This window comes from Mesorhizobium sp. WSM3862, assembly GCF_002294985.1.
Lineage (GTDB): Bacteria > Pseudomonadota > Alphaproteobacteria > Rhizobiales > Rhizobiaceae > Mesorhizobium.
Genome location: NZ_NSGE01000002.1, coordinates 733,910 through 760,671 on the forward strand (window position 1 = coordinate 733,910; position 26,762 = coordinate 760,671).

A 26,762-nucleotide genomic window follows, 5' to 3' on the forward strand; every position below is an offset into this window, starting at 1 on the left:
TCGCAAACCTGAAGGACTTGCCCGCCTCAGGCTGGCCGCCACATCTGCAGGATGGAGGCGGCCAGCAGCAGGCCAAGCACGATGTTGAGCGCGCGCCATTGCCGCTCGGTTCGTAGCAAACGTGCCAGCAGCGTGCCGGCTACGCACCAGAGCGACAGCGAGACGGCCGCGGCAAGGCCGAACACGGCACCGAGCAGCAATGCCAACTGCAAGGGGCCGTCGGCAAGCGCCGCGAAGGAGGCGGCCGCACCCAGGCCCATTGCCCAACCCTTGGGATTCATCCACTGGATGCCGGCGCCGCCGAAGAAGCTGTTCGGCCTGGCCATGCTCACGTCGAGCTCGGGCGGGCCGCTGCGGCCGATCCTGATCGCCAGCCAGATCAGATAGAGCGAGCCGGAGATCTTCATCGCCAGCTGGAGCGAAGGGACGGCGGCGAGCAGCCCGGCGAGGCCGGCAGCGCCCGCCGCCGCTACCGACGCCAGTCCCGCGGCGCTGCCGGCCATCAGCGGCACCGATCGGCGAAAGCCGAACTGCGCCCCGGATGCCGTCGACAACGTCGTGGCGATGCCGGGCGTCGAGGTCGAGATCAACGCGAACAGGACAAGGGGGACGATGGTTTCGGACATCCAAAGCCTCCACGGTGGAAGGAGCCTGCATGTTAGGCGCTCGGCGCTATCAGTAAATGCAATGTTGGATATGGTCTGCATTAGTGTTTATAATGCAGCGATGTTTCGCGATCTCGACACCACACTTGTCCGCACCTTCGTGACGACGGCCGACAAAGCCAGCATGACGGCCGCGGCCAACGCCCTCAATCTGACCCAGGGCGCCGTCAGCCAGCAGATCAAGCGGCTGGAGGAGATCCTTGGCCAGATGTTGTTCGAGCGCGACCGCCGCGGCTTGAGACTGACGCGTTCGGGCGAACGGCTGCTCGACAAGGGCCGGCGTCTCTTGCGGCTCAATGACGAGATTCTGGCGGAGATAAGCGGCAAGGCGGTCGCCGGCGGGGTGCGGATCGGCGTGCCCTACGATCTTGTCGGCACATTGCTGCAACCTGTTTTGAAAACCTACGCCGAAGCCTATCCGCAGGTGGAGATTTCGCTGGTCTGCGCCTCTTCGCCGGAACTCGCGGCGGCGCTGGCGGCAGGGACGATCGACCTTGCCGTCATCGAGGAGCGGGCCGGTCCGACGGCCGGCGAGTGCCTGGTGGTCGACCGGCTGGTCTGGGTCGGCGCCAAAGGCGGCTCCGCGCGCCTGAAGCGGCCTTTGCCGGTCTCCATGGTCGCGGATACCTGCGCCTTCCGTCCGGCGGTGCTGGCGGCGCTCGGCACGCATGGGCTCGATTGGCGCACCGTGTTCGAGAACGGCAACATCGACGCAACGACCGCAACGGTACGGTCGGACCTTGCGGTGACCACCTGGCTCGCCTCGACGGTTCCGGCCGACCTCGACATCCTGTCCGACGCCGACTTACCGGCGCTGCCGAATTTTTCCGTCAACCTGCACCTGCCGAAGCATGCCGTCAGGCCGACGGCAGAGGCATTCGCCACTCATATCCGCGAGGGTCTGGCGCGGCATCGCCAGGCAGCGTGAGCGACACTTTTCGTTCCTCGCCCCCGCTTTGGGGGCGAGGAACCTTGGCGCTACTTCCAGTTCTTGCGCCGTTCGAGCTCGGCTTCGGAAGGCTGCTCTGTCGCAAAAGATCCGGTCTTGACGTCGCCGCCACGTTCATAGGTCGCCATGATGACACCCGTGCTGGTGGTTTGCGACTTGATGAGCTTGAAGGCGGCGGGCATCGCGTCATCGCCGAACAGGCGCTTTCCCTTGCCCAGCAACAGCGGGAAGATCATCAACCGGATCTCGTCGATCAGCCCATTGGCGAGCAGGGTCTGGATCAGATTGCCCGAACCCTGGATGAGCAGATCGGGTCCGTCTTCCTGCTTGAGCTGCCTGAGCCTGGCAACGACGTCTGGTCCAAGCGGCTGCGTGTTCTGCCAGGTCAGGCTATCCGGCCGATGCGTCGCGACATATTTGGTCGCCGGGTTGAAGGCATCTGCGATCGAATCTTTCTGATACGGCCAATACGCGGCGAAGATGTCATAGGTTCTGCGGCCGAGCAGCAGGGCGAAGGGCTTGGAGAACAATTCGTCCATTGCCTCCCCCGCCACCTCGTCAAAGTAATGGAAGGTCCAGCCGCCGAATTGAAAGCCGCCGACCGGGTCTTCTTCCGGGCCGCCCGGAGCCTGCATGACGCCGTCGAGGCTGACGAATGTGGCGGCGATGATCTTGCGCATCTGTCTTCTCCCTTTTCGTGATCCGCGCCGTCGCGGCCGGATTTCGGCCTAAGGACGGGCGACGAGCCTACGTTCCGACACAGGCTCCCGCAGATTTCTATCGTTCGCTGTCGGCGCGCATGGCGCGGGACGAGAACCAGACATCGCCGAACACGGCAGTGGCAGTGCGATCGGGCGCCTTGTCTTCGGTCAGCCAGATCGAGCGCGTGCGGCTGGCGCGTTCGCGAGTTGGCACTCTTGCCTCCGGGCCGGCGAGGGAGGCGCCGACGCAAGGGATGAACCAGGAACCCATGAAGGGCCTGCAGGCGAAACCCGCCTGCATGCGGGTGACCAGCACGGCGAGGCCGATTCGCTGCGCCGGCCGCCAGGGGAAGATCAGCCGGCCGCCGGGCCTGAGCGCCCTCAGCCACGCAGGGGGCGGGGCAATGACGGCAGCATTGACATAGATGATGTCGGAGGGCGGCAGCGGGCCGGCGACAGCGTCGCCGGCAACGACCTCGACATTGCCATAGGCCGCGAGGTTCACCTTGGCTTGCGCGGCGAGATCCGCTTCGATCTCGAAGGCGGTGACGCTGCCGCCGGGCTCGACCAGCCTTGCCAGCAGCGCGGTATAGTAGCCGGTACCGGCGCCGATATGGGTGACGGCTTCGCCGGGTTTCGGTTCGACCTTGCCGATCCACATGGCGTGCAGAACCGGTTCGCCGTTGTTGATGCCCTTGTCGGCATCGAGCACCACCAGCACGTTCTGGTAGATGTAGCCGGGATCGGCAGTCGGGGTTTTGAACGCCCCGTCGCCGGCAAAGACGGTCCAAGGTCCAGGGCCGAGAAAGGCCTCGCGCGGCACGGAGGCGAACGCCTCCTCGATGCGGGGATCGGCGGAGCGCGCATGCGCGGCCATCAGTTTGGCGTAGAATTTTCGGGCGTCGTCCGAAACGGTCATGCTTTCAGAAGATAGCGCGGCCGGCCGGGATGTCGCGGCTCGAACTCAGCCGGCAAAAGTGTCGAAGAGCAGCTTGAAGTTGAGCACCAGGATGATCGCCGCGACTACCCAGGCGAGTGCGGCGACACCGCGCGAGATGACGAAACTGCCCATCTTCTTCTTATCCGAGACGAACTGCACCAGCGGCACAACGGCGAAGGGCAACTGCATCGACAGGATGACCTGGCTGAAGACCAGGAGCTGGGCCGTGCCCTTTTCGCCGTAGAGCGCGGTGACGATCACGACGGGGACGATGGCAAGGCCGCGCGTCAGCAGGCGGCGCGCCCATTGCGGAATGCGCAGACGCAGGAAGCCTTCCATCACGATCTGGCCGGCAAGCGTGGCGGTGACCGTCGAGTTGAGCCCGGAGGCGAGCAGCGCGACCGCGAACAGGATCGAGGCAATGCTCAAGCCCAACAGCGGCGACAGCAATTCGAAAGCCTGACCGATCTCGGCGACATCCTGGTGCCCGGTGCCGTGGAAGGCCACTGCCGCGACGATCAGGATGGACGCGTTGACGAACAGCGCCAGGATCAGCGCGATGGTCGAATCCGTGGTCGCCCACTTGATGGCATCGCGCTTGCCTGCATCGGTGCGCTCATAGGCGCGGGTCTGCACGATCGAGGAGTGCAGGTAGAGATTGTGCGGCATCACGGTGGCGCCGATGATGCCGATGGCGATGTAGAGCATCGTCGGGTTGGTGACGATCTGGGACGACGGCACGAACATCGAATGCAGGATTGTGCCTGCGGGCGGGGCGGCGACGAAGATATGGATGGCGAAGCAGCCAAAGATGATGATCAGGAGCGCGACGACGAACGCCTCGAGATAACGGAAGCCCCTGTTCATGAGCAGCAGCACAAGGAAGGCGTCGAGCGCGGTGAGGACGGCGCCGCCGATCAGCGGGATGCCGAACAGGAGCTGCAGCGCAATCGCCGTGCCGATCACCTCGGCGAGGTCGCAGGCGATGATCGCCAGTTCGCAGGCGATCCAGAGCAGGAAATTTACCGGACGCGGATAATAGGCGCGGCAGGCCTGCGCGAGGTCGCGGCCGGTGGCGATGCCGAGGCGGGCGGCCAGCGCCTGCAACAGGATCGCCATCAGGTTCGACAGCATGATGATGAAAAGCAGCGTGTAGCCGAACTGGGCGCCGCCGGCGAGGTCTGTCGCCCAGTTGCCCGGGTCCATATAGCCGACCGAGACCATATAGCCGGGACCCATGAAGGCGAACAGGCGGCGGAACCAGAGACCGGTGTCGGGCACCCTGATCGAGGCATTGACCTCGCGCAGACTGGGCTGCTCAGTCTCATCGGAGCGGGCAAATTGCCACGAGGGACGGGACACTGCTTCTGACATCGGGGGGTCCGCTGGAAGGGTATCGAGGATCGCCACTATGTATGCTAAGGCTGAACATTATGCAACAGGCTATACTTCATTGTTCAAGCTCTTGTGATGCAAGCCGATAGGCGCCGCGTGCAGCAGCAAACGCCGGGTTGCGCCGACCCGGGAATGCAAATAAACGGCCAGAGCACTACGGTCCGTGCTATGAGTGCGGAGCCGATTCAGCCATGAAGGAGCGCGTATTGGCGCTGAGGAACAGACCAGTTCGACGCGAAAAGCCGCTTCCTGATGCCGAAATCCATTCGGAAGGGTTCAGGCAGACCCGCGAAGCGCGCCGCAGCGCGCTTGTCGAGGACTATGTCGAGCTGATCGCCGATCTGATCGAGGACGGAAACGAGGCCCGTCAGGTCGATATCGCGGCCAGGCTTGGCGTCGCGCAACCCACCGTGGCAAAAATGCTGACACGGCTCTGCGCCGATGGGCTGGTGTCCAGGAAACCCTATCGCGGGGTGTTTCTCACGGACGCCGGTCGCAAGGTGGCGCAGGAGAGCCGCATCCGTCACGAGACTGTCGAAGCCTTCCTGCGCTCGCTCGGTGTCAGCGCCGAGACGGCACGGATCGATGCCGAGGGCATCGAGCACCATGTCAGCGCCGAGACGCTGGATGCATTTCGCAGGGCGATGACGACACGCTGAGCCCGGCCAGCGTTAAACTTCCCGACCGACGAGTCGCTGGAACCGCCGAACGGTACGCACGTTGCTCCTGACGTTGCGCGATGATCGCGTGGAAGGGAGGAAGCGACGGGCGTTGAACAGGCACGGACCACGAAGGGCTAGCAAGCGGCCAACGGGTTGAGACAGGCGGCGGCTCGTGACGAGCGCAAAGACCGAGGCCGAAACCGGTCGAAACAAAAGCTCTGAATTCTCCTCCCATCTGGAGCCGGACGCGCGGTCTTTTGGTCAGCAAAAATGCTGTGACTCGGCGTGACCGTTGCGATAATTGTCTGAAGGGGGCGGTCTTAGGCCGGACCTTCCAGAACATCTGCATTGCGAGGAAGTTGCCATGCTTTGGAGAGGCCGCCGTCAGAGCGACAATATCGAGGACGAGCGCAGCGACAGCGGCGGCGGGTTCGGCGGTGGCGGTCCGCGGCAGTTCCGCGTTCCGATCGGGGGGCGAGCGGGCGGCGGCGGCAGCATCATCTTCGTCATTCTGGTGGTTCTCGCCGGATGGTATTTCGGCTTCGATCCATCGCAAATCCTGGGTGAAGGTGGTGGCCTTGTGCCGGGCGGCGGCGGCCAGATTACCGAAGACAGCAGTTCGCCGGACAGCGGCGCGCCCGCCTCGGACGAGATGAAACAGTTCGTGGCGACCGTGCTCGCCGAGACCGAGGACACATGGAGCGGTATCTTCAAGGCCAATGGCCTCACCTATGAGGACCCGAAACTGGTGCTGTTCAGCAGCCAGATCCGGTCGGCTTGCGGCTTTGCCTCTTCGGCGGCGGGACCGTTCTATTGCCCGGGCGATCACAAGGTCTATCTCGACATGACCTTCTTCCAGCAGCTCGACCAGCAGTTCGGCGCCTCGGGTGAATTCGCCCGCGCCTACGTGATCGCGCATGAGGTCGGCCATCACGTGCAGAACCTCACCGGCATCATGTCGAAATTCAACCAGATGCGGCAGGGCATGGGCGAGGCCGAGGCCAATCAGATGTCGGTCCGGGTCGAGCTTCAGGCAGACTGCTTCGCCGGTGTCTGGGCGCACTATACCGCGCAGAAGGGCATTCTGGAGCAGGGCGACATGGAAAGCGCGCTGAATGCCGCCAAGCAGATCGGCGACGACACGCTGCAGAAAAAAATGCAGGGCTATGTGGTTCCGGAAAGCTTCAACCACGGCACGTCGGCGCAGCGGCAGACCTGGCTGGCGCGCGGCTACAAGAGCGGCAAGCTTTCGGACTGCGATACATTCAATAATCCGGTCTGAACAGCGACGCAGGGCTGCGGCACCGCGGCGGGCTGCCGGGAACTGATGTCAGGATGAGGCAGTTGCGGTCGTTCGCTTATTGTTCCGGCCGGCTGTCTCGCCCATAAGAGCCTCCCGTCCAAGGCGGCCGAGGAGCTTGTCACCATGATCGACCCCAAGACCGCCAAGCGGGGCCTTGCGCTCGTTTTCACGACGCTGCTGCTCGACGTCATCGGCTTCGGCATCATCATGCCGGTGCTGCCGGCCTATCTGCAGGAGCTGACCGGCGCCGGCGTAAGCGAGGCGGCTATCGAGGGCGGCTGGCTGTTCTTCGTCTATGCGGCGATGCAGTTCTTCTTCGCGCCTGTCATCGGCGGCTTAAGCGACCGTTTCGGGCGGCGGCCGATCCTGCTTGCCTCGGTGCTCACCTTCTCCATCGACAATCTGATCTGCGCCATCGCCTGGTCCTATCCGATGCTATTCATCGGACGCGTGCTCGCCGGCATTTCCGGCGCCAGCTATTCGACGACGTCGGCCTTCATCGCCGACATCTCGAACGACGAGAACAGGGCCAAGAATTTCGGCCTGCTCGGCATTGCCTTCGGCGTCGGCTTCGTCATCGGCCCGGTGCTCGGCGGACTGCTCGGCACATTCGGGCCGCGCGTGCCGTTCTACTTCGCCGCCGGGCTCGCCTTGGTGAACTTCCTCATCGCGATGTTCTTGCTGCCGGAGACACTGGACGAGCAGCATCGTCGCCGCTTCGAATGGAAACGCGCCAATCCGGTCGGCACGCTCATCCAGATGCGCAACTATCCCGGCATTGGCTGGATCGGGCTGGTCTTCTTCCTGATGACGCTCGGCCACATGATGTATCCGGCGGTCTGGTCCTTCGTTTCAAGCTACCGTTATGGCTGGAATGAGCAGCAGATCGGCTTCTCGCTCGGCGCCTTCGGCCTATGCGGCGCGATCGTCATGGCGACGGTGCTGCCGCGTGTCATCCCGAAGCTCGGCGAGTGGAGGACGGCGGCGATCGGCCTTACCTTCACCGCGCTCAGCGCCTTCGGCTACGCGTTTGCGACGCAGGGCTGGATGATCTACGCGGTGATCGTCGCCGGCTGCTTGGAAGCGCTCGCCGACCCGCCATTGAGGAGCCTTGCGGCCGCCAAGGTGCCGCCTTCGGCGCAAGGCGAATTGCAGGGCGCGATGACCTCGATCTTCTCGATCACCTCGATCATCACGCCGCTGCTTTATACGGCGATCTTTTCCTGGTTCACCGGCCCAAGCGCGCCGGTTGAGTTCGGCGGCGCGCCCTATGTGCTCGGCGCGGTTTTCCTCACATTGGCGGTGATCGTCTTCGTGACGAAGGTGGCCAAGCCGACACCGAAGGAGGTCGAGCGCATGCACGCGCAGGAAGCGGCGACCGACGCGGCCTGAGAACGACTAAGGCTCGATCCATTCTCCGGGGATATCGAGCGCCTTCGCCAGCATTGCGCTGGTCTGCTCAGACGGCTTACGGCGATTGGATTCGAGGTCCGATAGGAAACCCTGGCTGACACCGATCGCCGCAGCCAGTTCGGCTTGGGTGAGCTTTCGCCAGTTGCGCAGCGCCTTTAGTCGACTGGAGCCGCGCAAGACATCCATGGTCACGTCCGCCGGTAGCGTCCTTTCGGTTTTGAGGTCGGCTTTTCGCTCGTCATAGATGGCGACATCCGCAGCATCTTCGAGAGCCTCCTCGGCGGCATGCAGCAACGCCTCGTAATCCGCCTTGGGGATCACGACCAATTCCTCGCCGGTTGAGGTTTTGATGATTTGCGGGGCATTCATGACACTTGTCCCGTTATGACCTGCTGTAGGTTGTTGTCTCGCGTTTTCCTATGTAGATAGCTAGGATAGTAGCGCGATCCTCGTCGAATATAACTCGGTAGCGACCGATCCGCAGCCTGTAGCCATCTCTGCCAGCCAAGCGCTTTACATCTCCTCGACCGCTTATCGCGTAATCTACCAAGCCCTCGGATACTTGGTTCCGAACGTCAGCGGGTAGATTGTCGAGATCACGAGCCGCGGCCGCCGAGAGGATGATGGTCTTCACCGGATATCGCCGCTCTTATTTTTATTTCGGCGATATTATAGCTAACACACAGCGCGTGTCAACGTTCTGCCAGCGCTTCCTCGCCGCGCCGCTCGCGGATGAGATTGACGAAGCGGCGGAAGAGATAGTGCGAATCCTGCGGGCCGGGCGAGGCCTCGGGATGGTGCTGGACCGAGAACACCGGCCGGCCGGTCAGCGCGATGCCGCAATTCGAGCCGTCGAACAGCGAGACATGGGTTTCCTCGACGCCTTCGGGCAGCGAGTCGGCGTCGACGGCGAAGCCATGGTTCATCGAGACGATCTCGACCTTGCCGGTTGTGTGGTCCTTGACCGGATGGTTGGCGCCGTGATGGCCCTGATGCATCTTCTCGGTCTTGCCGCCGAGCGCCAGCGCCAGCATCTGGTGGCCGAGACAGATGCCGAACACCGGGAGATCGGTTTTCAGCAGGTTCTGGATGACCGGCACGGCATATTCGCCCGTCGCTTCCGGATCGCCGGGGCCATTGGACAGGAAGATGCCGTCCGGCTGTATGGCTAGGATCTCTTCCGCGCCGGTCTTGGCCGGCACGACGGTGACCTTGGCGCCGAGGCCCGCGAGCAGGCGCAGGATGTTTCGCTTGACGCCATAGTCGATGGCCACGACATGCAGCGACGGCTCGTCCTGCTCGCCGAAGCCTTTGTTCCAGGCCCAGGGCGTCTCGCGCCAGACCGAGGATTGACCCGAGGTGACCTCCTTGGCGAGGTCCAGCCCGATAAGGCCCGACCAGGCGGCGGCGCGCCGCTTCAGGTCGTCGAGGTCGAAAACGCCATCCGGTGCATGGGCGATGACGGCATTGGGCATGCCTTTCTCGCGGATCAGCACGGTGAGAGCGCGAGTGTCGATCCCCGAAAGCGCGACGATGCCGCGCCTCTTCAGCCATTGATCGAGATGCCCGGCTGCCCGGTAATTGGAGGGGTCGGTGACATTGGCCTTGAAGATCGCGCCGACGGCGCCCGCGCGGGCAGCCGGATGCAAATCCTCGATATCCTCGCTGTTGGTGCCGACATTGCCGATATGCGGGAAGGTGAAGGTGACGATCTGGCCGGCATAGGAGGGGTCGGTAAGGATCTCCTCGTACCCGGTCAGGGCGGTGTTGAAGCAGACTTCGGCGACCGCCGATCCGGTGGCGCCGAGGCCGCGGCCTTCGATCACCGTGCCGTCGGCGAGCACCAGAAGGGCGGTCGGCTTTTCGGTGGCCCAAGGGGCGGTCGTGGCCATGGCGGCACTCCTAGAGGCGGCTTCCGGATCATCCCGTTGCAGGGGACGATCCGCGCAGCAAACGACGCGCGGCGGCGAATTCGCGAGCCTGCGCGCAACCAAAGTTTCAGTTCATGCGAGGCTCAGTACATAGGGGATAGCGCCAAAGCGGTCAATGACGCTTCCTCCGAGCGGAATCGATTTGTTTAGCCGAGCAAAATCAATGGTTTGCGGCGATTTGCCTTGAGCGTCCGGCGAAGCTATTGTCCGCCGCGATCGAAGGAGAAGCATCATGCGCGAGAAAATCGCCGAATCCATGAAGAGCGCGATGAAGGCGCAGGACAAGCATCGGCTGCCGACGCTCAGGCTGATCCAGGCCGCCATCCACGACCGCGACATCGCCAATCGCGGCGCGGGCAAGCCGGCGGCGAGCGAGGAAGAGATCCTGCAGATCCTTTCCAAGATGGTGAAGCAGCGCGAAGAATCGGCCAAAGCCTTCGAGGACGGCAAGCGGCCGGAACTGGCGGGGCAGGAGCGCGGCGAGATGGAGATCATCCGCGAGTTCCTGCCGGCACAGCTCGACGATGTGGCGATCACGGCGGCGGCGCGCGAGGCGATCGCGGCGACGGGTGCCGCCAGCCAGAAGGACATGGGCAAGGTGATCGGCGCGCTGAAGCAGAAATATGCCGGCCAGATGGATTTCGCCAAGGCGAGCGCCATAATCAAGGGGCTGCTCCAGTAGAAGACCGGCTCAGTTCTTGCAGATCGGCACCGGCTGCGGCGGCGGTGCCGGATGGTCTTTCTTGTACAGCGCGATTATCGGCTCGAGGGTCTTCTTCGGCCAGAACTTCGGAGAGCCGATTTCCTTCAGGCAGGATGCGTTCCAATAGACGCCCGCAGCCGACAGCGCTTGGCCGGCGGCCTTTGCGCGCGCCACAGCGGCGATGTCGCGCGATTCAGGATAGATGTAGAGCGTGGTCGGGTTGTTCTTCACCAACGGGATGATCTGCTCGGCATCGGCCGGCGACCAGCTGGTGCAGCCATTGCTGCGGCCGCCGGCATAATTCACCAGCTTGCCGAACGGGACGAAGCCGTCATGGTCGGCGTAGGAGCTGTTCGGATCTTTCCGCAGGCACATGCCCCTGAGCAAGGCTGCCGGATGGCCGCCGATCACGCGCTGCCTGGCGTTCGCCGCTTCGCCTTCGCCATCGAACTGGATGAAGGTACGCATGAACACCGCGTTCTGCGCACCGACGCGATAATAGCCCTTGAAGGACGTCTTGGTCTCGGCGGTCATGTAGGCTCCGCCTGCCGTCAGCTCCGAGTCCATCGCGTTGCCGAAGTTTTTCGCGCAACGCCTGCCATTGGAGAAATCGGCAACGCCTTTGAGATTGCGACCGCCGCCATGGCCCGAAGAAACCGCTCGAAAGAGCTGCTTGGCCTCGCAGATGATATAGTAGCGTTGGCCAAGCACACTGTTGCCCAGGTCGCCGGGCCGCGTTGCATCCATGGCGAAGTAGCAGGGGTTGCTGACCGAACCTTCACTGACCTTCTTCTGGTAGAGGGCGCGCGCCCGCTCCAGCACGACCTGCGAGATCTGACCTTCGTTGTCGCCGACATGGCGCTGCAGCCAGTCCGGAATGTTCGATGGGCGCAACGCCGCGAACGAGCCGACCGATGCCGTCAGAGCGGCGAGGACGAAGAGGACGGCGGCACCAAGCGGAACAGATATCAACCGCACCGGATTAATCCCCCCTCGAACTGGTATCGCTTGTGGTGAATCACCTGCGCCAATCATAAGAGCATAGCGCCGATGGGCGAAACACTTCTTGTCTAGTGCGATCTGCCGAAGCTGGCGCATCTGCGATTTTCGACAGGCAAGAAGTTGGCTACTATCTGATTCCGGCGCGCCCACGCCTCCTCCCTCCGTTGGGAAAGCATCGTTCATGCAGGGCATTCGATCGCTAAACCGACTGTTCGAGCATCGGCATAAGGAGGGATTGCGAAGACTGCTCGCAATAGGAGGTTTTTTGATGCGGCTTTCCGCACCCGTCTATCATCTGAAGCGCCAGGCGAGGTTGCTGTCGCGCAAGGAAAATGTTCCCCTTCATGAGGCGCTTGACCGCATGGCCTTCAAGGAAGGCTTTGGCAGTTGGAGCCTGCTTGCGGCGAAAGCCGCCGAGGCCGCACCCGCCGGGAGGCTGCTGGCGCAACTGATACCCGGCGACATGGTCCTCGTGGCGGCCCGGCCGGGTCAGGGCAAGACGCTGATGAGCCTCGAACTCGCCGTGGCGGCCATGAAGCAGGGCAGTCGCGCCGTATTCTTCACCCTGGAATACATGCATGCCGATATCCTCGACCGGTTCCGCGACATCGGCGTCGACCCTGCCGTTTTCGACCATCTGTTCGAGTTCGACAATTCCGACGCCATCAGCGCCGCCTACATCATCGAGGCGTTGGGGTCGGCGCCGCGCGGCACGCTGGCGGTGATCGACTATCTGCAACTGCTCGACCAGAAGCGCGAGGATCCCGAGCTCATGGTCCAGATACGCGCCTTGAGATCATTTGCCCGGGAACGCGGGCTGGTGCTGGTCTTCATCTCCCAGGTCGACCGGTCATACGATGCGTCCAGGAAGCCTTTTCCCGACCTTGACGATGTCCGGCTGCCGAACCCACTCGATTTATCGCTCTTCGACAAGATGTGCTTCCTCAACAAGGGCGAAATCCGCTTTCAGTCAGCTTGAGGGCGATCCTGACCGGGGCTATGCCTGCCGATCTCGCAAAGGACACGGCTTCATGGTCGAACTCGTCAAACCAGCGCTCGAGCATCTGCCATCCTACAAGGCGGCGCTGGAGCGCGGCTGGTCGCCGGACAATGTGCGGCTGCTGGAGGCTACGCGCGAGCAGCTCGAGGCCATTGAAGAAGATCCGGTGGCATTTCTCGCCGATCTGGACGACCCCGAGGCGAAAGGGTCGCCGATCGCGCTGCCGGACGGCACGACAGTGCCGCGTCTGCCGGGCTTCCGGCGCTGGATCTGGGACGGCGAGGCCGCCGGCTCGATCGGGCTTCGCTGGCAGAAGGGCACGTCGGCGCTGCCGCCGCACGTGCTCGGCCACATCGGCTATGCCGTGATGCCATGGAAGAAGGGGCGCGGCTATGCCACCGAAGCGCTGCGGCTGATGCTTCACGAGGCAAGGGCGGTCGGTCTCGACTATGTCGAGATCACCACCGATCTCGACAATCTTGCATCCCAGAAGGTGGTGCTCGCCAATGGCGGCATTCTCGTCGGGCGGTTCGCCAAAGTCGCCGCCTATGGTGGCGCGGAGAGCCTCAAGTACCGGATCGACCTTTAGGTCTCAAGGCAAGCGAACTTGAGAACCTTATTCGCCGGGCCTGGCCAGTCTTCCTTCTGCGGCCTTGTAGTAGAACTGGCTCGCGACAAGCCAGCCTTTCAGCGGCCTGAGCGGCGGAATGCAGGTCGCAAGGATGATCGGCACCGAAACGAAGGCGTGGAACCACATGGATGGCTCGAACGTCACCTGCGCCCAGACGGCGAACAGGACGGAGGGCACGCAGGCAAAGCAGATGACGAAGAAGGCGGGTCCGTCGGCCGGATCGGCAAAAGAATAGTTGAGCCCGCAGACTTCGCATTTCGGCGCCAGCTTCAGAAATCCGTCGAACAGCCGGCCCTCTCCGCAACGCGGGCATCGCCCGCGGATGCCGATCCGCCAGGGTTCGAGGTGGGGATAGTGCGCGTCGTGCATGGTCATCACTCCAGGACCTCGCATGCATTCGATCGGCCTTGAGGTCACGCATACATACTAATATGATTATTGTATGCATACAATGCGACAAAATGTATGGATACCGGTGGCATGAACAGTGAAGGGGACCTCAGCTGGCTTTCTCCCTTGGCGGAAGACTCACGACCGCTCTATCTCAAGATCGTCGAGGCGCTTGCGGCTGCCCGCTCGATCGGGCGGCTGCAACCGGGGGACAGGCTGCCGCCGCAGCGAGAGCTTGCCCGCTTCCTTGGCGTGGATCTGACCACGGTCACCCGGGCGTTCACCGAAGCCCGCCGCAGGAACCTGATCGATGCAACGACCGGTCGCGGCACCTTCGTCACCCCCGGCGAGCCGGAAGAGCCGATCCTCGATCTGAGCATGAACATTCCGCCGGCGCCTTCGGGCCTCAGCCTGCCGGCATTGATCCGGAGTGGCATCGAGGGACTGCTCAAACGTTCCAGCGCCGAAGCACTGCTTTCCTACCATCCCGGCCCGGGTTCTCCCGCCGAACGCGCCGCTGGCTCGTTTTGGCTTGCCACAGCCGGCGACAGGTTGCCTGTCGAGCGCGTTGCTGTTGGTTCGGGGGCGCAGGCGCTGCTCGCCGCCGTCCTTCTGTCGCAAACCCGCGAGGGCGATACGATCCTCACGGACGCGCTGACCTATCCCGGCCTGATCGAGCTGGCGCAGGCCACGGGGCGAAAGCTGGCTGGGGCGGGCCGCGACGATGACGGCATGCGCCCCGACTATCTGGAGGAAGCGGCGCGACGATACGGCGCCCGCGTTCTCTATCTCAACGCGACACTTCACAATCCGACCACGCTCACCATGCCGGCGGGCCGGCGCCGGGACCTGGTTCGGATGGCGGGCAGGCTTGGCCTGGTGATCGTCGAGGACGATCCCTACAGTCCACTGCAGACCACTTCACCGCCAGCCTTCCTCAGCCTGGCGCCGGAGCGGACATTCCATGTGGCTACATTGGCGAAATGCATCTCGCCATTTCTGCGCACGGCGTTCCTGGCGGCGCCTGACGTGAAATCCGTCGAGCGGATCGCGGCGACAATCCGGGGCACCACCATGATGGCGCCGCCGCTGATGACGGGGCTCGCCTGCGAGTGGGTGCGAAGCGGCCTGGCCGGCGAGATCACCGCCGCGGTGCGTGCCGAAGCAGAGGCCAGGCAGACGATCGCGCGCAAGATCCTGCCGGCCGGTTTCGCCTCGACGGAATCAAGCCTGCATCTTTGGTATCCGCTGGATGCGCGATTGTGTTCATCGGATATCGCCGAGATCGCACGCCGTCGCGGATTGGCCCTCAGCCCGGCGGAAGAGTTCTCCGTCGTGCCCAGTGCCGCTGATGGCTTGCGGCTGGCGTTGGGTGCCGCATCCAGTCACGAAAGGCTGGAGGAGGGGCTTCACAGTTTGGTGTCGATCCTGTCGGGCGGCTCTGGCTCCTTGCGTCCTCACGTCTGAGGCGGCAGAGCGCCACGCCGAGGCTCTATTCCGCCGCAGCCGGCAACGGCGGCGTCGCTCGGGTGCGCGATTCCCAAGCCTGCGAGGCAAGCGCGACCGCCACGGCCACCAGCATGGCAAACGCGCCGGCGACCGGCAGGCTGCGATAGCCAAGACCGGCATTGAGCATCGCAGCGCCCAGCGAGGCGGCGAGCGCGATGCCGACATTGAAGCCCGAGGGAATCAACGACGAGGCAAGGTTCGACGCATCTGCCGTCCAGGCCAGGATCCGGGTCTGGATCGGCGCGCCGATGGCGAAGTTGAGGCCGCCCCATATGACGATCGCGACGATCATCGGCACCGGGTAGGGACTGACCGCATAGATGACGCCAAGCATTACCGCCTGCAGGAAAAGCATGGCGATCAGCGACGGCATCAGCTTCCAGTCGGCAAGCTTGCCGCCCAAGAGAACGCCGATCGTCGCGCCGACGCCGTTGAGCAGCAGCACAAACGGGATCAGGCTTTCGTGGAGGCCGGTGACTTCGAGCAGCGTCGGCGTGATGTAGGTGAAGAGGCCGAACTGGCCGATCATCAACATCAGCATCAGGATGAGCGAGGTCCAGACCTGCTGACGCCCCAACACGCGCACCTCGCGCGCGAGGCCGGCGGGTCGGTTGGCGGCGCCTGCCGTGCGGGGCAGCAGCGCAAGCATGGCAACGATCGCGATGACGCCCAGCGCGCACATCACCCAGAAGGTCGCCCGCCAGCCCCAGAGACCGCCGATCGCGGTGCCGGCCGGAACGCCGATAACATTGGAGACGGTCAATCCAGAGAGGATGACCGCGACCGCCCGGCCGCGCTGGTCCTCGCGCACCAGGCCGACCGCGACCACCATGGCGACGCCGAAATAGCAGCCATGCGCCACTGCAGTGGCAATGCGCAGGAGAAGCATCGAGGTGAAATCGGGCGCCAGCGCGCATGCGGCCTGGCCAAGAGTGAAGGCAATGGTCAGGGCGATGAGCAGCGACTTTCGCGAGACCCTGCTGGTTGCGAGCGCCAGGAGCGGACCACCAATGGCGATGCCGCAGGCATAGCCGGAGACGAGATAGCCGGCGGTGGGCACGGAAACACCCAGACCCTGCGCTACCTCCGGCAGCACGCCGGCGATGACGAACTCAGTCGTGCCGAAAGCGAAGGCGGCAATGAACAGGGCAATGAGGGGCAGCATGGCGCGGACAGCGATCCTGAATGAGCTGGCCTCAAACCATGGATGGACGCTGCGGGCAATGCAGAAATTGTCGATGCCGCTTTAGGTTTTCTTGACCGGGTTGGGCAGTGGTCCCGCCTAAACGAGCACAAGGCCCTCTTCGTGCCGTGAGGACGCCTAGTCCGAGCCGTCTGTCAATCTCACCGTCACCTAGCCGACGGCGAGGATCAGCAAAGGCTAATTTTGTGCGGGCCGGTCGGTCGATGCTAGCTCGCCTTCAGCCGCGAGCCGCCGAGCAGCCCGCGCTCCTCCAGCACCGGGTAGGCCATGGAGGCGAGCAGCGAATTGATCTGCTTGAGGTCGCGGATGGTGTCGAGATGGATCGAACTGGTCTCGACGCTTTTCGCGGTCCCGTCGCGCAGCCGCACGAAGTGGCTGGCGCTGGTCTCTTTCTCGCGCTCGCGCAGCAGGTCCTTCTCGAGCACCAACTGGCGGGCGGTTTCCGGGTCGCGCGAGACCAGCACGTTGAAGGCAAGCCGCGCATTGGCCAGAACCGAGGCATGGAAAGCGCAAAGCTCGCGCCAGCCCTCGGGCGTGAATTCCAGCCCGCGCTCCAGCTTCTTCCTGACATGCACAAGCATGTTGCGCACGATGATGTCGCCGACCTGCTCCAGCTTAACGCAGGCGCCGATCAGTTCCTGGCAGCGCAGCGCCTCGTCCTCGCTCAGGGGGTTCTTGGTGACCTTGGCCAGATAGAGCTTGATCGCGGCGTGCTTCTGGTCGACCCGGTCGTCGAGCGCGGCCAGCGCCTTGATCTTGCCGGCGTCGGCGCTTTCATAGAGCTCGATGATCCGCTTCAGCATGATCTCGACCGTCTCGCAGACCCGGACCACCTCGCGCGTGGCGTTGGCCAAGGCCTGGCTTGGCGTGTCGAGCGCGCTCTCGTTCAGCGCCGACAGTTCGACCACGTCGAGCGCTGCCGCCGGTTCGGGCTTAGTACCGAGCGCCACGATCTTCTGCGAAGCGCGATAGACGAGGCCGGCGAGCGGCAGCCCGGCAAGCAGGATGATCACGTTGAACAGGATATGGGCGTTGACGATCTGGCCGGAGGCCGTCGTGCCGAGGAAGGAGAAGTGCGGTCTGAAAATCATGAACAGGATCAGCATCACGAGCGAGCCAAGCCCGCGCATCAGAAGATTGCCGATCGGCACGATGCGGACTTCCGCCGCTGCCGAGCGGGTGAGCATCGGCGCGATGATCGAGGAACCGAGATTGACGCCCAGGATCAGGACGACGCCGAGCTCCGGAGTGATCAAACCCCGGCCGGCGAGCGTGGCCATGAGCAGGACCGCCGCGATGCTCGACTGGAACAGCCAGGTGATCAGTGCCGCCAGCAGGTAGGAGCTGATCGCATCGCCGGAGAAGTAGTCGATGATGACCGGCATGAGCTGGCTGTCGCGCAACGGCTCGGAAGCTTGGCCGATCATCTCCAGCGACAGGATCAGAAGGCCGATGCCGACAAGGATGCGGCCGGTCTGACGCCAATCGCGGCGCTCGGTGGCCATGAACATGATGGTTCCTGCGACCAGGCACAACGGCACCACGAGCGACAGATCAAAGGTAAGAAGCTTCGCGACCAAGGCCGAGCCGATCTCGGCGCCGCGCACGGCAAGCTGCCCGGCGGCGCCCGACACGATGCCGGCGCCGGCGAAGGAGCCGACCAGCAGCGTGACGGCGGTTGAACTCTGCAGCGCGATCGCGAGGCCACAGCCGGCCAGCACCGCCATCAGCGGCTTGCGCATGGTGGCGCGCAGCCTGTGACGCAGCACATCGCCATAGGCGCGCTCGACACCGGTTTTTACCATGCGGGTGGCGAACAGCATCAGCGCCACTGCGCCGGCAAGGTGCAGAAGGACAACGGATCCGCTCATGCCGAGCCTCGCAACGAGGCGGCCAGGAAGCGGAAAAAGGTGCGAATCGCAAGCATTTCGAAGGTCGAGACTAAAGCAGTTTACATTAGCCGGATAATAAATTTTACCCGATTCGGCCGACATTCGGCACACGACGGCGTGTGTCGGAAATGGATAGAAGGTGCTTTGGTTGCAGATCGCGGTCGGACAGGGCGGCAAATGTCGCGTCGACGCGAAGCCTGGGCTTGAACCGGTTTCTGTAAATTGGTGAAGCTGCTTGTGTAAGCGACGGAGATCATTACGGAATTGTAACCAAAGTGTTCAGTTTCGGTTCATGCCAGCCGGAATATCTCCTTGCCTATCGACAACCAAGGAGCACTGACCATGAAACGTCTCATACTTTCCACCGTGACCGCCGCGATGCTGGCTGCTTCGGCCTTTTCGGGCCAGGCCGCGCCGCTCGTTCAGCCGAGCCCGCCGCAGTCGACCTACACACAGGTCGACTGGCAGAAGCCGGGCCGGCATGTCGAGAAGCGCGTCGTGAAGAAGAAGGTCGTGGTGAAGCGCAGCCATTGGCGCAATGGGCAGAAGTATTCCAGCTGGAAGCGCCATCAGGCGGTTCGCGACTGGCACCGTTATGGGCTGCGCCGTCCCGGCCCCGGCCAGGAGTGGATTCGCGTCGGCAACGACTACCTCTTGGTCAGCATCGTCTCCGGTATCATCTTCGGCGCGATCGCCGCGCACTGAGCGGGGAATGGTCCGAAAGACGGGAAGGCGGCCGCGCGGCCGCCTTCTTTTTGTCTGTGAAAAGCGGGTACGATCGGGCTTATCGAGTCGTCGCGCCCAAGCTGCTTGATTATATGGAGGGTAAACGAGCCTTTCCCGATGCGCTTTCCACCCGCCTTCCTCGACGAGATACGCGACCGCGTGCCGATTTCTTCGGTGATCGGTCAACGCGTTTCCTGGGATAGGAAGAAGTCCAACGCATCGCGCGGCGATTATTGGGCGTGCTGCCCGTTTCACGGCGAAAAGAGCCCGTCCTTCCACTGCGAGGACAAGAAGGGGCGCTATCACTGTTTCGGCTGTTCGGTCTCGGGTGATCATTTCAAGTTCCTGACCGAGCTCGACGGCATGAGCTTTCCCGAAGCGGTCGAAAGGATCGCAGAGATGGCCGGCGTGCCGATGCCGGTGCGCGACGCCCAAGAAGAAAAGCGCGAGAAGGAACGCGCCAGTCTGACCGACGTCATGGAGATGGCGACGGTCTTCTTCCAGGAGCGCCTGCAGGGACCGGAAGGCGCCAAGGCCCGCGCCTATCTGCGCGACCGCGGTCTGACGCCGGCGACGCAGCAGTCCTTCCGGCTCGGCTATGCGCCGGACAGCCGCAATGCGCTCAAGGAATACCTCGCCGCCAAGGGCGTGCCGAAGGCCGACATCGAGGCCTGCGGACTCGTGCGGCATGGCGACGACATCCCGGTCTCCTATGACTGGTTCCGCGACCGCATCATGTTCCCGATCCCGGATTCGCGCGGCAGGATCATCGCCTTCGGCGGTCGCGCGCTGGCGCCGGATGCTTTGGCCAAATACATGAACTCGCCGGAGACCGAGCTCTTCCACAAGGGCAACGTGCTCTACAATTTCGCCCGCGCCCGCAAAGCTGTCGCCAAGGGCGGCACGGTGATCGCTGTCGAAGGCTATATGGATGTGATCGCGCTGGCACAGGCCGGCTTCGAGAATGCCGTGGCGCCTCTCGGCACCGCGCTCACCGAAAACCAGCTCGAGCTTTTGTGGCGCATGGCGCCGGAGCCGGTGCTGTGCTTCGACGGCGACAAGGCCGGGTTGAAGGCGGCATGGCGCGCCGCCGATCTCGCGCTGCCGTCGGTGCAGGCCGGGCGCTCGGCACGCTTCGCGATGCTGCCCGAAGGCAAGGACCCCGACGATCTGGTCAAAGAGGATGGGCCGGACGCGTTCCGCGCGGTGCTTTCGGAAGCGCGGCCGCTCGCCGATCTTCTGTGGATGCGCGAGACGGCCGGCGGCGTGTTCGATACGCCGGAGCGGCGGGCGGAGCTCGAGAACACGCTGCGCGAGCTTACCGGCCGCATCCGCGACGAAAGCCTGCGCTACCACTATCAGCAGGAGATGCGCGAGCGCGTCCTAAGCTTCTTCGGCTCGCAGCGCGGCGCGCGGCAAGGCCTACACGGGGGACGCCAGGACGGCCGGCCAGGCGAGCGCGGCAGAGGTTCGGCGCCAGGCGGGGCGTTTGGCCGGGGCGCTGCCGGCGCGCGCACCGCCATCACCGAAAGCCTCGGCCGCTCGGCGCTGGTCAAGCGCACGGGGGAGGCCATGTCGGTGCGCGAGGCGACGATCATCGTGGCGCTGGTCAACCATCCGCCGCTGATCGACGAGAATTTCGCGCATGTCGAATTCCTCGACCTTGCCAATTCGGATCTCAGGCGGCTGCATGCCGCCATCCTCGACGCGATGGCGCATGACGCGGCCGACGGCCGCGGCGCGGTCATCGCCACCATCGAGCGCGCCGGATGCGGCGACATCTGGGAGCGCGCGGTAGCGCTCATCAAGCGGGCGCGGCAGTGGCCTGCGCTCGAAACCGCGGGACTTGACGATGCCCGCGACGCCTTCAACCAAGCGCTGCACTTGCAGCGCAGCGCGCGCACCTTACATAGGGAGCTGAAACAGGCGCAGGCGGCGCTCGATGCAGACCCGTCGGACGAAAACTTCCGGCATCTCGTTGAGATTCAAGCGCAATTCAACGATGTACAGGCAACGGAAGCGCTGATCGAAGGGTTCGGCGTTTCGTCGGGCAGGGCTGGGCGCGCTTAGGCCCAGGTCGGCCCGAAATGAAGTGGAAATGCTCAAGGCGCGTCGATTCGACGCCTCTAAGTCGGGCAATTGATTCGCTTTTTTCATGCGAATCATGCCAGAGGCGCTTGACCTTCTGGCAGATTGGCGGAATCAGGACGATTCGAAACGTTAACCGTGCCCGGCGTCGGTGGGAAATTTTGAGCGATGTAAGGTTCTGGCGACTGGACAGGCAAAAGGCCTGCCACAGATACCAGGGTTAATCTGGACTTAATGCATGTCGCCCAAAAGTGGAACCGGTTTTGGGGCAACGACAGGCAGCAAACAAAAGAGATGATGCGGTCAGTGGCCCGGTAAGAAGCGTTCTGGGGCGAGCGCATCCGGTTTGACCGGTCCGGCAGCTTACGCGGCTTCGATATTCGGCCGCTTGGAGACGACAAAGAATGGCGACAAAGGAAAAGGAAGAGGTCGAGACCGAACGTGAAGGCGCCACAGATGGCCCGCTGCTCGACCTTTCCGATGATGCTGTCAAGAAGATGATCAAGGCCGCCAAGAAGCGCGGCTATGTGACCATGGACGAACTGAACTCGGTGCTGCCCTCGGAGGAAGTGACATCCGAGCAGATCGAGGACACGATGGCCATGCTGTCCGACATGGGCATCAACGTCGTAGAGGACGACGAGCAGGGCGAGGAGGCGGAAGGCGGCGACGCGGGCGCCGACTCCGAGGAAGACGCCAACGAGCTTGCCGAGCAGACCGGCACCGCCGTTGCCACCACGACCACCAAGAAAGAGCCGACCGACCGCACCGACGATCCGGTGCGCATGTATCTGCGCGAGATGGGCTCGGTCGAGCTTCTGTCGCGCGAGGGCGAAATCGCGATCGCCAAGCGCATCGAGGCCGGCCGCGAGACGATGATTGCGGGCCTTTGCGAGAGCCCGCTCACCTTCCAGGCGATCATCATCTGGCGCGACGAGCTCAACGAATCGAAGATCCTGCTGCGCGAGATCATCGATCTCGAGGCGACGTATGCCGGCCCCGAGGCCAAGCAGGCGCCGGTCGTCGAACGCGTCGAGGAAGCGCCCAAGGCCGAAGAGAAGCCGCGCGGCCGCGCGGCGGCGCGCGAGGAAGAAGACGACATCACCAATGTCGGCGGCGACACGCGCGGGCTGGAAGAAGAGGAAGACGACGAGGACGAGGCAAGCCTGTCGCTGGCCGCGATGGAAGCGGAATTGCGCCCGCAGGTGATGGAGACGCTCGACGTCATCGCCGACACTTACAAGAAGCTTCGCAAGCTGCAGGACCAGCAGGTCGAGAACCGGCTGGCGGCTGCCGGTACGCTTTCGCCCAGCCAGGATCGCCGGCTGAAGGAGCTCAAGGAGCAGCTCATCAAGGCGGTGAAGTCGCTGTCGCTCAACACCGCGCGCATCGAAGCGCTGGTCGAGCAGCTCTACGACATCAACAAGCGCCTGGTGCAGAACGAGGGCAAGCTGCTTCGGCTCGCCGAAAGCTACGGCGTGCGCCGCGAGGAGTTCCTCAAGGAGTATCAGGGCTCGGAGCTCGATCCGAACTGGACCCGCTCGATCGCGAATCTCACCTCGCGCGGCTGGAAGGAATTCACCAAGAACGAGAAGGACGCGATCAAGGACCTGCGCGCCGAGATCCAGAACCTCGCCACCGAGACGGCGATCTCGATTCTGGAATTCCGCAGGATCGTCAACCAGGTGCAGAAGGGCGAGCGCGAGGCCGCGATCGCCAAGAAGGAAATGGTGGAAGCGAACCTTCGGCTCGTCATCTCCATCGCCAAGAAATACACCAATCGCGGCCTGCAGTTCCTGGACCTGATCCAGGAAGGCAATATCGGCCTGATGAAGGCAGTCGACAAATTCGAGTATCGCCGCGGCTACAAGTTCTCGACCTACGCGACATGGTGGATCCGGCAGGCGATCACCCGCTCGATCGCCGATCAGGCGCGCACCATCCGCATTCCGGTGCACATGATCGAGACGATCAACAAGATCGTGCGTACCTCGCGCCAGATGCTGCATGAGATCGGCCGCGAGCCGACGCCGGAAGAGCTGGCAGAGAAGCTCGCAATGCCGCTCGAAAAAGTGCGCAAGGTGCTGAAGATCGCCAAGGAGCCGATCTCGCTCGAAACGCCGGTCGGCGACGAGGAGGATTCGCATCTCGGCGACTTCATCGAGGACAAGATGGCGATCCTGCCGATCGACGCGGCGATCCAGGCCAATCTGCGCGAGACGACCACGCGCGTGCTGGCTTCGCTCACCCCGCGCGAGGAGCGTGTTCTGCGGATGCGCTTCGGCATCGGCATGAACACCGACCACACGCTGGAAGAGGTCGGCCAGCAGTTCTCGGTCACCCGCGAGCGTATCCGTCAGATCGAGGCCAAGGCGCTGCGCAAGCTCAAGCACCCGAGCCGCTCGCGGAAGCTGAGAAGCTTCCTGGACAGCTGAGCGGAAACGCAACACACGAAAAAAGGCGCCTCGGCGCCCTTTTCATTCCCGTCATTTGTTATGCCGCCTTGCCGGGCTTGCTCAACAGGAGGATAATTTCAGGGTCGGATGCATTTGTGGGCGACAAGCCGGATGCCCGCCCCGGACGCCGGTCGCAACTGCCAGGCGTCGCGCTCCGTGGCTCCCGGTGGGAGGTGTGCCATGACAACCTACATCGTGCTTATCAACTGGACCGAATTGGGCGCCAAGAACGTGCGGGAGTCGCCGAAGCGGCTCGATGCCGCCAAGAAGCTGCTCGGTGAAATGGGCGGATCGTTCAAGGCATTCTATCTGACCATGGGCGAATGCGACATGGTCGCCATTGTCGAAGCGCCGGACGATGCCGTGCTTGCCCGCTTCGCGCTGATGTTGTCGTCGGGCGGCAATGTCAGGACGCGGACGATGAAGGCGTTTCCGGAATTCGCCTACCGCGAGATCATCAGTTCGCTGGGGTAGAACGCCGGAAACAGCCCGGCTCGATGCTGTTGCGGTGCCGCGCTCGGTCGCCGATAGTCGCGCGATGCCTGAACCGTTGCTGACTGTCTGGTACAACACACGCTGCCCGGTCTGCGATGCCGGCATCAAGCGCCAGAAACGGCGGCTGATGGAAGCGGTCAAGTCCGGCCGCGTCGAATTCCGCGACATCAATTTCGAACCGCAAGCGCTTTCAGCCTTCGGCGCCTCGCTCGAGGATGTCCGCCGTCGGCTGCATGCGACCGATGCCGAGGGCAAGCTGCTGGTCGGTGCCGATGTGGCGATCGCGGTCTGGCGGCTCACGCCTGGCGAGGGATGGCTGGCCACCCTGTTCGGCAATCCGGCCGTGCTGCGGCTGACGCGCTTTGTCTATGATCGCTTGGCCGATCTTCTCTACGCCTGGAACCGCCGCACAGGCCGCTGGTAGCCGGTTTTCGCAGCGCGTGGCGTCGCATTTCGGACGCCTGGCGGTTCGCTTGGCGTCAACGAAGATACATCGTAAGATATATCTTGACTTAACGGCCGCCGCCTACTTAAGATATATCGTAAGATAGAACTCAAGGAGCGATCCATGCACAAGCATAGTCCCTTCGGGTACAACCATTTCGGTCAGCGCATGTTCATGCACATGGCCGGTCGTTTCGGCGGTCGCGGCGGCGGCTTTGGTCCCTTCGGGCAGGGCATGCGGGGCGGCGGCCGCGGCGGTCCGGGCGACATGTTCCGCGCCGGCCGCATGCTGGCCGACGGCGATCTCAAGCTGATCACGCTGTCGCTTCTGGCCGAGGCGCCGCGCCACGGCTACGACATCATCAAGGCGCTGGAGGAACGCACCAGCGGCATCTACAGCCCGAGCCCGGGCGTGGTCTATCCGACGCTGACCTTTCTCGAAGAGGCCGGCTATGCCGTCTCGTCAAGCGAAGGCAACAAGAAGGTGTTCTCGATCACCGAGGCGGGCAGGGCGCATCTTGAGCAAAATCGCGAGATGATCGATCACGTGCTCGACCATCTCGAGCGGTTCGGCCGCAAGATGGCCAAGGCTCGCGACTGGTTCGGCTGGAACGACGAGGGCGAGGACGGCGGCCGGCGCGGCCGTCACGAAAAGCGCGACCGGTTCCGCGCACTGCGCCACCGCCTACGCGCCGCACTCAGCGATATTGTCGATGCGCCGGAGGACAAGCAGGCCGAGGCGATCAGCATTCTGGAAGACGCCGCCGCAGCGCTCGAGGCCCTCTCACGTCGATGAGCCGCCCCGGCACTGAAGGAGCTATTGCTGGCTCGACCAATGACCGTCAAAGCGGGATGACTTCCAAAAGTCATCCCGTTTATCTTTGTGAGCATGCTCTTCCCGAAACCGCTGCACAGTTTTCGGGATCATGCTGTAGTGAAAATCGTCCTGCGGCACGCTATGTGATGCAGGACGATTTGCCGTTGGAGGATGCGCTATGTCTTTTCTGAAACGTCTTTTCGGCGGCGGCGGTGGTGAGGCGACGGACACCGGAGCCGCGAAGCCGGCAAAGCAGGTCGAGCACAAGGGATTCCTGATCAGCGCCACGCCCTACAAGGCGGACGGCCAGTACCAGACCTGCGGCATCGTCTCCAAGGAAGTGGACGGCGTGATGAAGGAGCACCGCTTCATCCGCGCCGACCGTTTCGCCGGGCTGGACGATGCGGTCGACATCTCGATCAAGAAGGGCATCCAGCTCGTCGACGAGCAGGGCGAGCGGATGTTCGGATAGGCGTTGCCGCGGGGTCCGTTTTTGTCGGGATCAGAACGCGACTTTGTCGCCGCCCTTCAGCTGCAGGATGTGCCGCGCCTCGTCGGGCGTGGCGATCGAGGCGCCGAAGCCCTCGATGATCTGGCGGACCTTCGTTACTTGTTCGGCGCTCGAGCGCGCAAGCTTGCCCTTGCCGATCCATAACGAGTCCTCCAGGCCAACCCGCACATTGCCGCCCAGCGCGATCGCCTGCGTGGCGATCGGCAGTTGGTGGCGGCCGGCGCCCAGCACCGACCAGTGATATTCGTTGCCGAACAGCCGATCGGCCGTGCGCTTCATATGGGCGACGTCCTCCGGATGCGTGCCGATTCCGCCGAGGATGCCGAACACGCTCTGGACGAAGAACGGTGCCTTCACCAGCCCGCGCTCGACGAAATGCGCCAGGGTATAGAGATGGCCGATGTCGTAGCACTCGATCTCGAAGCGCGTGCCGTTGTCGGCGCAGGTGCGCAATATGTGCTCGATATCGCCGAAAGTGTTGCGGAAGATCCGGTCGCGCGACGATTCGAGATAGGGCCGCTCCCACTCATGCTCGAACGTCTTGAAGCGCTCCAGCATCGGAAACAGCGCGAAGTTCATCGAGCCCATGTTGAGCGAGGCGACCTCGGGCGCGAAGACTTTCGCGGGCCTGACGCGTTCCTCCACGCTCATCGTCGCCGCACCACCGGTGGTGATGTTGACGACGCAGTTGGAGCGCTGCTTGATGACCTGCAGGAAAGGGGCGAACGCCTCGGTCGACTGGTCGGGGCGTCCGTCGACCGGATTGCGGGCATGAAGGTGGACGATCGCGGCACCCGCCTCGGCCGCCTCGATAGCGGCGGTCGCGATCTCCTCGGCCGTCACCGGCAAGTGCGGCGACATTGACGGCGTGTGGATCGAGCCTGTGACCGCGCAGGTGATGATGATCTTGTTCTGGCTTGCCACTTTTTGATGCC

At 63.5% G+C, this 26,762-nt stretch carries 26 protein-coding genes; 15 read left to right on the forward strand and 11 right to left on the reverse strand.

All coding sequences use genetic code 11. From position 1 onward, the window contains the following. Positions 1 to 26: 26 nt before the first annotated feature. Positions 27 to 626 (reverse strand): LysE family translocator, encoded by a 600-nt coding sequence (locus tag CK224_RS07840; protein WP_095781334.1) that lies wholly within the window; start codon positions 624 to 626, stop codon positions 27 to 29. A 100-nt stretch (positions 627 to 726) separates the two neighbouring features. Here CK224_RS07840 and CK224_RS07845 point away from each other — a divergent pair, with 100 nt between their 5' ends. Beyond that, a complete protein-coding gene (locus CK224_RS07845; RefSeq protein WP_095781335.1) occupies positions 727 to 1,593 on the forward strand; it encodes a LysR substrate-binding domain-containing protein in 867 nt (288 codons plus the stop codon). Between the two features lie 50 nt (positions 1,594 to 1,643). Here CK224_RS07845 and CK224_RS07850 read toward each other — a convergent pair whose 3' ends face one another. The 3 genes from CK224_RS07850 to CK224_RS07860 form a co-directional block, all read right to left on the reverse strand. Beyond that, positions 1,644 to 2,294 (reverse strand): dihydrofolate reductase family protein, encoded by a 651-nt coding sequence (locus CK224_RS07850; protein WP_066994573.1) that lies wholly within the window; start codon positions 2,292 to 2,294, stop codon positions 1,644 to 1,646. A 97-nt stretch (positions 2,295 to 2,391) separates the two neighbouring features. Continuing rightward, entirely contained in the window at positions 2,392 to 3,234 is an 843-nt protein-coding gene (locus CK224_RS07855) for a protein-L-isoaspartate O-methyltransferase (protein ID WP_095781336.1), read from the reverse strand. A gap of 45 nt (positions 3,235 to 3,279) precedes the next feature. Beyond that, on the reverse strand, positions 3,280 to 4,629 hold the full coding sequence (locus CK224_RS07860; RefSeq protein ID WP_095781337.1) for an Nramp family divalent metal transporter: 1,350 nt from the start codon (positions 4,627 to 4,629) through the stop codon (positions 3,280 to 3,282). 227 nt (positions 4,630 to 4,856) lie between these two features. Here CK224_RS07860 and mntR point away from each other — a divergent pair, with 227 nt between their 5' ends. The 3 genes from mntR (at position 4,857) to CK224_RS07875 (ending at position 8,007) form a co-directional block, all read left to right on the forward strand. Beyond that, positions 4,857 to 5,309 (forward strand): manganese-binding transcriptional regulator MntR, encoded by a 453-nt coding sequence (mntR, locus tag CK224_RS07865; RefSeq protein WP_066994948.1) that lies wholly within the window; start codon positions 4,857 to 4,859, stop codon positions 5,307 to 5,309. A 367-nt stretch (positions 5,310 to 5,676) separates the two neighbouring features. Next, positions 5,677 to 6,594: a neutral zinc metallopeptidase gene (locus tag CK224_RS07870; protein WP_067326758.1), complete on the forward strand. Its 918-nt coding sequence runs from the start codon at positions 5,677 to 5,679 to the stop codon at positions 6,592 to 6,594. A gap of 144 nt (positions 6,595 to 6,738) precedes the next feature. Continuing rightward, positions 6,739 to 8,007 (forward strand): TCR/Tet family MFS transporter, encoded by a 1,269-nt coding sequence (locus CK224_RS07875; protein WP_066994589.1) that lies wholly within the window; start codon positions 6,739 to 6,741, stop codon positions 8,005 to 8,007. Positions 8,008 to 8,013: 6 nt separating this feature from the next. On the opposite strand, the gene CK224_RS07880 is transcribed toward CK224_RS07875, so the two are convergent. Both CK224_RS07880 and carA read right to left on the reverse strand, forming a co-directional pair. Continuing rightward, positions 8,014 to 8,397, reverse strand: a complete 384-nt coding sequence (locus tag CK224_RS07880) for a helix-turn-helix transcriptional regulator (protein WP_066994590.1) — start codon at positions 8,395 to 8,397, stop codon at positions 8,014 to 8,016. A gap of 323 nt (positions 8,398 to 8,720) precedes the next feature. Further along, positions 8,721 to 9,920 carry a glutamine-hydrolyzing carbamoyl-phosphate synthase small subunit gene (gene carA / locus CK224_RS07890; RefSeq protein WP_066994593.1) on the reverse strand — a complete coding sequence of 400 codons (1,200 nt, stop codon included), beginning with the start codon at positions 9,918 to 9,920 and terminating at the stop codon, positions 8,721 to 8,723. Between the two features lie 271 nt (positions 9,921 to 10,191). Here carA and CK224_RS07895 point away from each other — a divergent pair, with 271 nt between their 5' ends. Further along, a complete protein-coding gene (locus CK224_RS07895) occupies positions 10,192 to 10,641 on the forward strand; it encodes a GatB/YqeY domain-containing protein (protein WP_095781338.1) in 450 nt (149 codons plus the stop codon). 9 nt (positions 10,642 to 10,650) lie between these two features. Here the strand turns inward: CK224_RS07895 and CK224_RS07900 are convergent, their stop codons facing one another. Continuing rightward, the gene (locus CK224_RS07900; protein WP_095781339.1) at positions 10,651 to 11,640 is read right to left on the reverse strand and encodes a hypothetical protein; all 990 of its coding nucleotides are present in this window, start codon (positions 11,638 to 11,640) and stop codon (positions 10,651 to 10,653) included. A 292-nt stretch (positions 11,641 to 11,932) separates the two neighbouring features. Here CK224_RS07900 and CK224_RS07905 point away from each other — a divergent pair, with 292 nt between their 5' ends. Next, positions 11,933 to 12,643 (forward strand): DNA helicase, encoded by a 711-nt coding sequence (locus tag CK224_RS07905; protein WP_066994597.1) that lies wholly within the window; start codon positions 11,933 to 11,935, stop codon positions 12,641 to 12,643. 52 nt (positions 12,644 to 12,695) lie between these two features. Beyond that, the gene (locus CK224_RS07910) at positions 12,696 to 13,253 is read left to right on the forward strand and encodes a GNAT family N-acetyltransferase (protein ID WP_066994598.1); all 558 of its coding nucleotides are present in this window, start codon (positions 12,696 to 12,698) and stop codon (positions 13,251 to 13,253) included. A gap of 27 nt (positions 13,254 to 13,280) precedes the next feature. On the opposite strand, the gene CK224_RS07915 is transcribed toward CK224_RS07910, so the two are convergent. After that, positions 13,281 to 13,664 (reverse strand): DUF983 domain-containing protein, encoded by a 384-nt coding sequence (locus CK224_RS07915; RefSeq protein ID WP_176477883.1) that lies wholly within the window; start codon positions 13,662 to 13,664, stop codon positions 13,281 to 13,283. A 111-nt stretch (positions 13,665 to 13,775) separates the two neighbouring features. Here CK224_RS07915 and CK224_RS07920 point away from each other — a divergent pair, with 111 nt between their 5' ends. After that, positions 13,776 to 15,152 (forward strand): PLP-dependent aminotransferase family protein, encoded by a 1,377-nt coding sequence (locus tag CK224_RS07920; protein ID WP_170950369.1) that lies wholly within the window; start codon positions 13,776 to 13,778, stop codon positions 15,150 to 15,152. 25 nt (positions 15,153 to 15,177) lie between these two features. Here the strand turns inward: CK224_RS07920 and CK224_RS07925 are convergent, their stop codons facing one another. Both CK224_RS07925 and CK224_RS07930 read right to left on the reverse strand, forming a co-directional pair. After that, complete coding sequence (locus tag CK224_RS07925) at positions 15,178 to 16,359, reverse strand: MFS transporter (RefSeq protein ID WP_095781342.1); 1,182 nt, start codon at positions 16,357 to 16,359, stop codon at positions 15,178 to 15,180. A 245-nt stretch (positions 16,360 to 16,604) separates the two neighbouring features. Beyond that, positions 16,605 to 18,269: a Na/Pi cotransporter family protein gene (locus CK224_RS07930; protein WP_095779699.1), complete on the reverse strand. Its 1,665-nt coding sequence runs from the start codon at positions 18,267 to 18,269 to the stop codon at positions 16,605 to 16,607. A 363-nt stretch (positions 18,270 to 18,632) separates the two neighbouring features. Here CK224_RS07930 and CK224_RS07935 point away from each other — a divergent pair, with 363 nt between their 5' ends. The 7 genes from CK224_RS07935 to CK224_RS07965 all read left to right on the forward strand — a co-directional run bounded on the left by CK224_RS07935 (position 18,633) and on the right by CK224_RS07965 (position 25,788). Beyond that, positions 18,633 to 18,995 (forward strand): RcnB family protein, encoded by a 363-nt coding sequence (locus CK224_RS07935; RefSeq protein WP_095781343.1) that lies wholly within the window; start codon positions 18,633 to 18,635, stop codon positions 18,993 to 18,995. Between the two features lie 138 nt (positions 18,996 to 19,133). Then, complete coding sequence (gene dnaG / locus CK224_RS07940; protein WP_095781344.1) at positions 19,134 to 21,086, forward strand: DNA primase; 1,953 nt, start codon at positions 19,134 to 19,136, stop codon at positions 21,084 to 21,086. A 422-nt stretch (positions 21,087 to 21,508) separates the two neighbouring features. Next, positions 21,509 to 23,539: an RNA polymerase sigma factor RpoD gene (gene rpoD, locus CK224_RS07945; RefSeq protein ID WP_095781345.1), complete on the forward strand. Its 2,031-nt coding sequence runs from the start codon at positions 21,509 to 21,511 to the stop codon at positions 23,537 to 23,539. Between the two features lie 201 nt (positions 23,540 to 23,740). Beyond that, positions 23,741 to 24,034 carry a GYD domain-containing protein gene (locus CK224_RS07950; protein ID WP_066994615.1) on the forward strand — a complete coding sequence of 98 codons (294 nt, stop codon included), beginning with the start codon at positions 23,741 to 23,743 and terminating at the stop codon, positions 24,032 to 24,034. 64 nt (positions 24,035 to 24,098) lie between these two features. Further along, positions 24,099 to 24,479, forward strand: a complete 381-nt coding sequence (locus CK224_RS07955) for a DCC1-like thiol-disulfide oxidoreductase family protein (protein ID WP_176477872.1) — start codon at positions 24,099 to 24,101, stop codon at positions 24,477 to 24,479. A 144-nt stretch (positions 24,480 to 24,623) separates the two neighbouring features. Continuing rightward, complete coding sequence (locus CK224_RS07960; protein WP_066994618.1) at positions 24,624 to 25,295, forward strand: PadR family transcriptional regulator; 672 nt, start codon at positions 24,624 to 24,626, stop codon at positions 25,293 to 25,295. A gap of 199 nt (positions 25,296 to 25,494) precedes the next feature. Beyond that, entirely contained in the window at positions 25,495 to 25,788 is a 294-nt protein-coding gene (locus tag CK224_RS07965; RefSeq protein WP_066994621.1) for an HlyU family transcriptional regulator, read from the forward strand. Positions 25,789 to 25,818: 30 nt separating this feature from the next. Here CK224_RS07965 and CK224_RS07970 read toward each other — a convergent pair whose 3' ends face one another. Then, complete coding sequence (locus CK224_RS07970) at positions 25,819 to 26,751, reverse strand: 3-keto-5-aminohexanoate cleavage protein (protein WP_066994624.1); 933 nt, start codon at positions 26,749 to 26,751, stop codon at positions 25,819 to 25,821. Positions 26,752 to 26,762: the final 11 nt, after the last annotated feature.